Consider the following 1,928-nt stretch of genomic DNA (forward strand, 5'->3'; position numbering starts at 1 on the left):
TGGCGGACCGGGTCGATAGCAGTACGCTCGTCTTGTTTGGATCGTGTTCCGCACGTGTGAGCACGCCATAAATGGTTCATTGAGCCGACCACGATCGCACCCACAAAGTGCGATCGACTTGGGAGGTAGCCGTTCTCGTCGAGCTTGCCGAGGTCTCCGGTCTGCAACCAGCCGTCGATCAGGGCCGCGCGAGTAGCCTCCTCGTTGCGCCAGTACCCGGGCATCATCCCCGGTCCCCGCAACAGGATCTGGCCCACCTCGTCGGGGGGCAGGTCGTTGCCCTCGGGGTCGACCACCCGGATCTTCGTGAAGATGCCGCCCCACCCGCACTTGTCGGGGTGCTCCGCGGCTTCGTCCCGCGGCATTGCGGTGGCCGATCCGCCGATCTCCGTCTGACCATAGATCTGCCGCAGGGACACCCCTTGGGCCTGCCACTTGCGCAGCAGGTCGACGGGCACGCGCGCTCCGCCGACGTGTGCGGTGATCATGTGGCTCAGATCCGTGTCGGCAAATCCGGGCACCTTCGCGATCTGTTCGAAGAGAATCGGGGGCCCGGTCAGGGTGTTGGCCTTGTCCTCGGAGAGGACGCGCAGCGCCGACGACGGGTCGAATCCCGGCTGCAGGAACAAGGTTCCGCCGTGCAGCACGACACGCGAGATGCCCCAGACGATGCCGGCGGCGGTGAACAGCGGCAGCACCAGTACCGGGCGCAGACCGTTCGGCTGAATTGGTTCCATCAGCGACCACTCGTGCATCTCACCGGCAATCGTGGCGTGCGTGAAGATCACACCCTTCGGCTTCCCGGTGGTGCCGCTGGTGAACACGATGGCAGTGGGAGCGTCGAGATCGACGACCGGCGAGCGGTACTTCGCGTGTTCGCGGCCGCGCAGCGGGCGCACATCCTTCTCGAACACGGCGATCGAGAAGGTGTTGCGTGCCTGCTGGACCTCTTCGAGTCGCGGCAGCAGTGCCTCTTCGCAGTAGACCACGGAGGGTTCACAGTCGTCGACGAGGGTGGTGAGCTCGCCGGTGAGCATGCGCTGGTTGAAACCCACGGCGATGGCGCCGACCTTCATGGCGCCGAGCGAGGCCACGGCCCATTCCAGGCTGTTGGCACCGAGGAAGCCCACTCGATCACCCGGCGCGACGCCACGGGAGGCGAGGTCGTGTGCAACACCGTCTGCCCAGCTCGACAGCTCTGCGTAGCTGACGACATCGCCGTCGAAATCGATCGCGGGCAGATCCGGCTTCGACCGAGACCAGTAGGTCAAAGCGTCTACAACGGTGCCGCTCATGTAGCCCTCCATGAATGTGTGTCGTCGATGCGGGCCCACCTCGGTGAGGCGCAGATCACACCCGCCTATTAAATCTAAAGGTTGTTGTTTATTGAGGCAAGTACGAATGGGCGTCCGCACCATGGGCGACGGCGCGCATCGCATCGACCTCGACCAGTTTCCGACGGGCACGGCCTTGGCGACGCCCCTCGGTACGTTCGTACCGGTCGATGCGCCGCCAGCCGTCGAAGCCGAACGCGTCCGGACAGCGCGTCTCGACGATCGCCGCCAGATCGTCGCCCGTGCGGCTCGGCCGCGACAGGAGGGCGCGTTCGTGGTCAGCAACGATCGCTTCGACGGTCTCGGCTGCGCAATATCGATTGGTCCCGATCACGCCGGTCGGCCCCCGCTTGATCCAGCCTGCTACGTAGACACCGGATATCGGACGGTTGCCGGCCGGATCGACGACGCGACCTGCGACGTTGGGTATCGTTCCGCGGACCGCGTCGAACGGCAGACCCGACACCGGACGGCCGCGATACCCCACCGACCGCAACACCAGAGACGCGTCGAGGTCCTCGCCGGGCCCCGCCTGGCCGTACGGTGCGATCCGCAGACCCTCGACGCGAGTGCCGCCGAGAATCTCGACCGGCG

At 65.9% G+C, this 1,928-nt stretch carries 1 protein-coding gene and 1 pseudogene; both read right to left on the reverse strand.

The genetic code is table 11. The annotated features are described in order from the left end of the window. Positions 1 to 1,295, reverse strand: a 1,295-nt coding sequence (locus AIIKEEIJ_RS14125) for a class I adenylate-forming enzyme family protein (protein WP_238406359.1), incomplete at its 3' end; no start/stop codon positions are given. Positions 1,296 to 1,383: 88 nt separating this feature from the next. Continuing rightward, positions 1,384 to 1,928, reverse strand: a pseudogene (locus tag AIIKEEIJ_RS14130) (ferredoxin); the annotation flags it as partial.

Origin of the sequence: Rhodococcus sp. YH1, assembly GCF_009939605.1 — a bacterium.
GTDB classification, from domain to species: domain Bacteria; phylum Actinomycetota; class Actinomycetes; order Mycobacteriales; family Mycobacteriaceae; genus Rhodococcus; species Rhodococcus aetherivorans.